This window comes from Mesorhizobium sp. P2_F8, from assembly GCF_056403655.1.
Map to the genome: position 1 here is coordinate 1 of NZ_JBFUFB010000051.1, position 7,242 is coordinate 7,242.

Below are 7,242 nucleotides of genomic sequence, written 5' to 3' on the forward strand. Positions count from 1 at the left end.
GAGGTGCGCGACACGCTGAAACTGGTCCCGGAAGGCATCGAGGGGCAAGTTCCCTACAAAGGACCTGTGTCTGGCGTGCTGCACCAGCTTGCAGGCGGGCTGAAAGCCGCTATGGGTTATGTCGGCGGTCGCGATCTTGCCGATTTCCGCGAACGCGCCACTTTTGTACGCATATCCAACGCCGGACTTCGTGAAAGCCACGCCCATGACGTCACGATTACCCGCGAAAGCCCGAATTATCCCGGCGGACTCTGACGTCATGAAAAAGCTGTTTGATTTGAAATAGTTACGCTGATGCGATCTACGCGTCCCGCGCCTAGAAGCCTTACTGCGATATTTCGCAATCCGCCGTCGTATGTCAGTGGTCCTGCTGGCCACTGCTGCGCGGAGCTACGTCCATACCGGGAGCGATGCCTGGACTGATCTGCTCTGGAGATGAGGCCGGGCTCGCCCTAGGCACTGGAATCGATTCCGTTGCAGGGTGTGCTCCGGCCCTGTCGGCCAAACAACCCGGTCGCGACACCGAGCCGTACCAAAGCTCGGAAAACCTGGCTGCAACATCTGATCGCACGCGATCGAACCAGTTTCGGTGATCGGTTCCTGTAACCGGCCGGATTGTCACCGTTGCCGTCATGCCGGAAACGAGGGGCACACCCGCCGGAACGTAGTCGATGGCGATGCGGACTGGCACGCGTTGCGCGAGGCGTACCCAGGTGTAGATAGGATCGACGTTGGGCAGCCCTTGGGTGCCTGGGGCAGCGTTCGATACGCTGATGCCCCGGGTGATTGTTTCCACGTGTCCAAGGATCGGCTCGGCGTAACCCATCAGCTTCGCCTCGGCGCGATCGCCAAAGCAGATCCGCGCCATTTTCGTTTGCTCGAAATAACCATCGATCCAAAAGCTGTCGGAATCGATCACGGAGATATTGGTCACCCCTGTGGGCGCATAGTTGCCCACCCGCAGCAGCAGATTGGTCACATAGCCGCTGACGGGACTGACGACCTTGGTCCTCGTGAGGTTTAGTTCGGCCTGGGCAAGTTCCTGCTGCGCCGCGTCGAACTGGGCCTTGGCCTGAGCGGCGTTCCCGGCGAAGGTCTGTTGCTCCTCGGGTGTCGTGGCAAGAGACGACAAATGTTGGCGCCGATCGGATTGGACCTTCTTGACTTGCAGGTCCGCCGCTTCCTGGGCCACCGTCGCCTTGCCGGTGGCCACAGCAACCTGGAAGTCGAACGGGTCGATGACGTAGAGCACGTCACCTTGGCGGACGAACTGGTTATCGGCCACCCTAAGTTCGACGATCTGGCCCGATACCTGAGGCGCGATGTTCGCGACCTGCACACGAACGGTGCCATTTCGCGTCCAAGGCGCCCGCACATAGTCCTGCCATGTGAGAACCGCGATCAGGCCAGCGAACAGCGCGATGGCGAGCGTGGAAAGGCGCTTGCCAACCGCAAGAAGAAGACGCCCGAAACCACCGCGCGTCGAGGCGATGGATGGCGCCGACGCCGAGGGCATCTGAGGCCGGCCAACTGGGCTGTCGCCTCCGACCCGGCTTACCGGCTTTGGTATTGGGGAGTCATGGGTCGCGTCGCCGACGGTGATCTGCTCTTCGAAGGGCGATTCGTCCAGCATTATCGTTTGATCCTGAGGCCGGGGAATCTCCATGACCTTCTCCCTAAAGAAGCATAGTAAGCAGCCCGAAAATCGCGACGAACAGACTAAGCTCGGCGATCGACGGATTGCTGAAATACCCCGAGAATCCAATAAGATGCAGGAGCGGGCGCAGCACTATGACGAGGACGAGCGCAATCGCTGCATAGGTGACTATGGGCGCTACCAGAACTCCGCCTATGACGAGCTCCCGAAACGTGTGCGTCATGGGTCGCCGCTCTCCATAGACCTGTCCGTGAAGGAAACACTCGCCAGGACGAGCGCTGCGCACGCCGCGGTGGCGACTGGATTGTGCCCGGATGCGGCGGCTTCACCCAAAGCCTTGGCCGAGCTTAACAATGCGGGCCCGTCCCGTTGGACAAGCGCCGCACGTGCTGCGTCGGCCACATTTGCCAGCGGGCCGGTTGCCAGCCGATCCAATCCGGCGCCACACAGTCGCAGCGCCGCCGCCCGGTCGAACCACAACATGGCTTCATCGAGAACCGGGCTATTCCGCGGAGATGCACCAGCCGCAGTCACGATCTCACCGATCCGCGAGGCATCGCGAAACGTGGCCTCTTCCCGTGCGAGGTGCCCAGCTCGGTCAAATCTCGGACTGCGCTGCTCGCGGCGAGCGTCTTCCAGCAGAAGGCGAAGCCGGTGATCGTTCGACACCGGAGGGATCAGAAGTTGAACTCCAAACAGCAAACTTGTCGCAAGACACGCGAAAAAGCAGACGAATAGAAAGGTCTGTGGATCGTAGGTCTGTGGGTTGCTTGGTGCGAAGAAAGCTATGACGAAGATCAGGGTCAACCGCCCAAGGGTCGACAGGATCGGATTTGGCAACGTTGTCAGCAGTGCGCAGCCGATGGTGAAAGGCGCCAGACCAATCGCCAGCAAAGGGAACCCGGTGACGCCGTCCAGAACCACGAACTCCAGAATACCGGCAAGCAGACAGGAGATCGGCATGGCAACGACCGCGAGCGTCGTGAAGGTGCGTGCGTCAGGTACGGTAGCGCTCAACCCAATCAGCACGGCAATAAGAGCAAGGCAGGCTTCGGTTGCCGGCCACCCCGTCATCATGAAGAACATCGATGGCAGCACAAAGGAGATTGCGGCTCTGACGCCGGTCTCCGCCGCAATGCGGCGGGAGCGGTATAAAGGGGTGCGCCACTCGTGGGAGCCGTGGTTTCCTGCCCGCAATGCGTCGAGGCTGCCCCGCACGTCCCTGTTCCTTCGGAGCAGTTCTCCAGTGAGCCAGGCGAGACATATCGCCATCAGACCGGATGAGCCTTCTGCCAAGCTGCCTGAAGGCCACTTGAACCTGGGCACGGTGGAGTTTGCTTCAAGTTCGGAGATAGCTTGCTCCCGCGGCCGCGGTTCGGCGGCGACCGGCAACGTTTCCAGTGCCCGGGCCGTAGCCAGTTCAGCGACGAGATCCACTGCCGCGGCACGGGCAGCCGCGCTTCTCGCCTGTCCGTTGCTCGATTCTGTGGCGAGGCTCGCTATATCAGGACGCAGCGCCGTGATCTCGTGCAGGAGTCCGGCTGCCATCGTGGCAGGCATGGCCTGACCGCGAACCGTGCCCTGGGCGTAATCCGCGACCCGGCGCTGCAACGCTTCGAGTTGGGCGGCCACTTTCGGATAATGGTCGGGGGCAGCCAAAAGGTCGTTCACGAAAGTGACTGAGAGAACACCAACGGCGATGGCCGCGCCACGCGCCACGCCCGTCTCGAAGACCTGCTGGGGACTATCGATTTGCTGAATCGCAATGAGAGCAACGGTAATCGTGCCGAGTGCTGCAGCGTAAGCGCGGTTGCCGTCCAGCAATCCTGCCGTGTAGACACACAGCCCGATCCATGCAGCGAACGCGGCGAGCATGATTCCGCCGCTTTGGGCGAAGAGCCCGACGATGGCGACCGACGCCATGACGCCGAGCACGGTCGCGATCAGCCGGAAGGCGGCCTTTTCCATACCTTGGCCGCGAGTGGGTAGTGCCAGAACGGTGACTGTGAGCGCCGCCGTAGATGGCGACTGCAGCTCGAGCCAAAAGCTCGTATAGAGGGCCGCGACGATGGCCACCCGGATCCTGAGCGCGAACGCCCAGGACGCAGGAGGAAATCCTGCGACGATGGTCGGATGTCGCACGACAGCAATACTCATCGCACTCCTGCGAGGTGGCTCAAGCTGGTATGCCTGTTGCTCCGAATCCGATGGCTCAGCTGGCCTGCATTACGCGGCACACCTTGCAGCAAGGCCTTTAACAGCCAAGGCTCTGAAAACTGTCGCTACCGTATTGGCTGTGCGTGCGACCATTGATGTGGATATTGCCGTATAGGTCTCGAGGCGGCCATTGTTCTACTGGATACGCAGCCCAGACGAATGGATATCCGGACCATACGTTGGTGTGAATGTTTGAGGTACGGTGCATTCCGGTCACCGCGGCTTGGCAAGCTTCGAGTCGGGTGCGGTGGTTGCGATGCTTTCTTCCTTGCGGCGCTGCGGCATACCGCAACGCGAAGCACGGTAAGCGCACTACGGCGGCCGAGTTGGAACCACAGGATTGCCTCGAAAAGGCCCGCGCCACAGGTGAAAAGGGCGCTGGACGAACGACCCGGGCATACCGCAGGAGGGGTGCGAGTCGACACAGTTCACAGTACACGTCGCGCCATGCCAAGCGTTTGGCCTATGGACGATGGCAGGGGCTGGAGAGTGCCTATAGCTTTTGCGGCTATCGGTCTGGCGGTCTCTCTGGCAGCAAGAGGATACCGCGGTCTGGACCACCACGAGAACGCCTGCGCTGGCTTTGGGGAAAGGAGCCTTGTCTTCGCGCTGCGCAATTTGGCAATCAGTCAAGCTTCTTTGCGGCTTGCGCACCGCCCCAGAGCGAGCCCGGATTGGCGCGGTTGGGATAAAGCTCCAACATCGCGTCGTAGAGGTCGCGCGCAGTATTCGTGATCTTGTCGAGGCGATCGAAATCTCGCAGATATTTCCGCGTTTCGCCGATGTTGCGGGGGTCATCGTCGTTTTCCGGTATTTTGTGGCCGGCAACAACCGCCTTCGGCTCAAGTGCTTCAAGCTTCTCAAGGGCACTGATCCATTGAAGCCTGCTCAGCGCGGTTGTCTCTGCGAGATAAGGGTGAATGCCGTTGTAGACGACGTCGCCTGCAACGATCAGGTCGATAGAAGGCACATGCAGGCTTGTAGAGCAGGCTGTGTCGGTCTGCCCCGTATTGACAGGGACGAGTTTGTGTCCCTCTAACTCCAATTCGTTTTCACCGAGTGGATCGGCCACCAGCAGCCGCTCGGGTATCCCGTCGGGGATACGCTTGCGCCAAAACCCATCGATCGATTCCGGTGACAGTTGCGCCTCCATCGCCTTGACAACTTCGGGTATCGCGACAGCCCTTGCGGTTGGAAAATGCTCCAGGATTGGCGCGAGGCCAAAAAAATGGTCGCCATGTCCGTGCGTGATATAGATCGCGGTCAGGTTCTTGCCGCTCGCGATTACCCATTTCAGCAATGTCAAGGATTGCTCGGTCGTCAGAAAAGTGTCGACGAGTACTGCATCCCGCTCGCCCGAGATAAGGGTCGACGAGTTCGCCACCCAAGCCCACCTCTCTTGCCCGGCAGGCAACTCACGACTAAGTCCTGGGCGCTTTACGGTAAGTACTTCCCAGGTCAGGGCGGCGCCTGAAGCCTCAACTGAGCTCATCTGATATCTCCGTGTTCATCAAAGGGTTCGCAAAGCGGTTGCAACCGCGTCGATATTGGGGTGCTGATTTCAACCAGTTTCCGAGTTGCCAACTTCTTCAGAAAGGAACTCCCCACAGTCGCACTTTCCGCGTGCCGTGGTGGCGTCAGCGACCAGCTGCAGATCGTATTGGCTGTTCGGCCCATCGCTGATGTGAATGTTGCCGGACAGGTGTCGAGGCGGCCATTGTTCGTCCGGATCAGCGGCTCACACGAATGGGTATCCGGACTATCCGTTGGTGTGAGTGTTGAGGAGTGGTGCGTTCCGATCACTGCGGCTTGGCAAGCTTCGAGTCCGGTGAAGTGGTTGCCATGCATTCTGCCTTCTTGCGCTGTGCCCAAAACTCAAAATTTGCGTCGGTAGGCGTGCTGAAGTGGCTTGGCTCCAATTTGCCTGGCACGTCGTAGTGGATGTTATCTCCGGGCACGAGTTGACGCATAAGCTGTTCGCCGATGCGAAGGAGCTGGCATCGGCAGCGCCGAGATTGAGGACGATACCGGCAGCCTATTTGAAACCCTCCTCTAACTTACCTCCCGACCTCACGCCGCCTCAAAAGACTAGAGCTGGTTGCCTTCCGGCTTCGGTCGTCGCGAGGTCAATAACTCAACAGGCGCACTGCCATCTTCGGACGTACGGATCGCCATCAGAACTGTCGCGTATCGACACATTGCAGACTATCAGTCTTAAGTCCGCTTTCGACCCATTTCGGACTTCTGCGCTGCTACCAACCTCCTCCCGTGAGTCGGGGCCGAAGAGCTTTCCGCCCTTTGTCTCGACCAAACCTTTGTATGACTCGACGAATGGCCTTAGCCACCTAGTATGCGCAATGAACTTGCTGGCCGAGCCCGGTCCCGGCAAACGAAAGTTCAGGAGGCGACACCGTGGCAACGTATCTCGTCAATCATCTTCGCATTCCCGGTGACATCCCCAACCTGGATGCGCTGTCTTACCTTGATCAGGTGGAGGCGACAGTCGCCCCCTACGGGGGCAAATGGTTAGCTCAAGGGCCGGTCGATGTGTTGGAGGGTGCGTGGCCAGGCTCGATAGTAGTCATGGAGTTCCCAGATCGGCAGTCACTCGACAAATGGTACAACTCACCTGAGTACACGGCATTGCGTCCACTTCGGTTCAAAGGCGCGATTTCGGATATTGCACTGATCGACTCTCTACCGCCCGGCTTTACTGTCAAAGCCTTTGCGGCAGGCATCCGCGAAATGATCGACAAATCGCATTCGTGACCCGATGACCGTTGGGCGCAAGCAGATGGTCGAAGCCGGCGAAGCGTGGGCGTGGCGTCGTGAAGGTGCAACTGCGGGTATGGGAGACGAACACGAAGGTCGTCTCGTTCTATCAACATCTGCGATTTGAGGTTGCACCGGGAGCGGTGATGGCGAAGCGGATGGTCGTTCGCCGTAAGGACCGCTCTCCACCCTTTGCGGACCTTGTCTGGCGTGCCAGACTCGCCGAGCCTATGCGATGATGACATCGTGTCAGGCGAGACCGCAATTTTTCATGCGATCCTACGACGCCACAAAGCTTGTCCGCTTTCTCGAAGAGCGCTGTGCTCAGACCGAGGGCGCGACGTGGGTGGGTATCGGCAGTGCGGAGATCGAGGAAGACACTGGCAGCGTTTATGAGGCGATCCTGGAGGCGATCGTTCATGACGTCGGCGAAAAGCTCGCTGAGACGTTCGTGCAGGCGCATGGGCTTTCGTTCACAATGCACATTCCGGAGCGAGTCTCGCCCTTCAATCCTGCGCCGACGCCGGCGCGGATGCCGTCAAGGTCGGCATCGGCCCGGGCTCGATCTGCACCACCCGCATCGTTGCCGGCGTCGG

Annotated in this window: 6 protein-coding genes and 1 pseudogene; 3 read left to right on the forward strand and 4 right to left on the reverse strand. The window is 59.8% G+C overall.

Going from position 1 to position 7,242, the window contains the following annotated elements; translation table 11 throughout:
- A partial coding sequence (locus AC1DZP_RS35265) for an IMP dehydrogenase (RefSeq protein ID WP_477308868.1) occupies window positions 1–255 on the forward strand: 255 nt, incomplete at its 5' end.
- A 103-nt stretch (window positions 256–358) separates the two neighbouring features.
- Here the strand turns inward: AC1DZP_RS35265 and AC1DZP_RS35270 are convergent.
- From AC1DZP_RS35270 to AC1DZP_RS35285, 4 genes are all read right to left on the reverse strand, one after another.
- Window positions 359–1,633, reverse strand: coding sequence for an HlyD family secretion protein (locus AC1DZP_RS35270; protein WP_477308870.1), 1,275 nt, complete (start codon window positions 1,631–1,633; stop codon window positions 359–361).
- Between the two features lie 43 nt (window positions 1,634–1,676).
- Window positions 1,677–1,880, reverse strand: a complete 204-nt coding sequence (locus tag AC1DZP_RS35275) for a DUF1656 domain-containing protein (protein ID WP_457155382.1) — start codon at window positions 1,878–1,880, stop codon at window positions 1,677–1,679.
- Window positions 1,877–3,814: an FUSC family protein gene (locus AC1DZP_RS35280; protein WP_477308872.1), complete on the reverse strand. Its 1,938-nt coding sequence runs from the start codon at window positions 3,812–3,814 to the stop codon at window positions 1,877–1,879. Before AC1DZP_RS35280 ends, AC1DZP_RS35275 begins: the two co-directional genes overlap by 4 nt.
- A gap of 685 nt (window positions 3,815–4,499) precedes the next feature.
- Window positions 4,500–5,366, reverse strand: a complete 867-nt coding sequence (locus AC1DZP_RS35285) for an MBL fold metallo-hydrolase (RefSeq protein WP_477308874.1) — start codon at window positions 5,364–5,366, stop codon at window positions 4,500–4,502.
- Window positions 5,367–6,286: 920 nt separating this feature from the next.
- Here AC1DZP_RS35285 and AC1DZP_RS35290 point away from each other — a divergent pair.
- Together AC1DZP_RS35290 and AC1DZP_RS35295 are read left to right on the forward strand one after the other, a co-directional pair.
- Window positions 6,287–6,643, forward strand: coding sequence for a DUF1330 domain-containing protein (locus AC1DZP_RS35290; protein WP_477228908.1), 357 nt, complete (start codon window positions 6,287–6,289; stop codon window positions 6,641–6,643).
- Window positions 6,644–7,153: 510 nt separating this feature from the next.
- Window positions 7,154–7,242 (forward strand): annotated as a pseudogene (locus AC1DZP_RS35295) (IMP dehydrogenase); the annotation flags it as partial.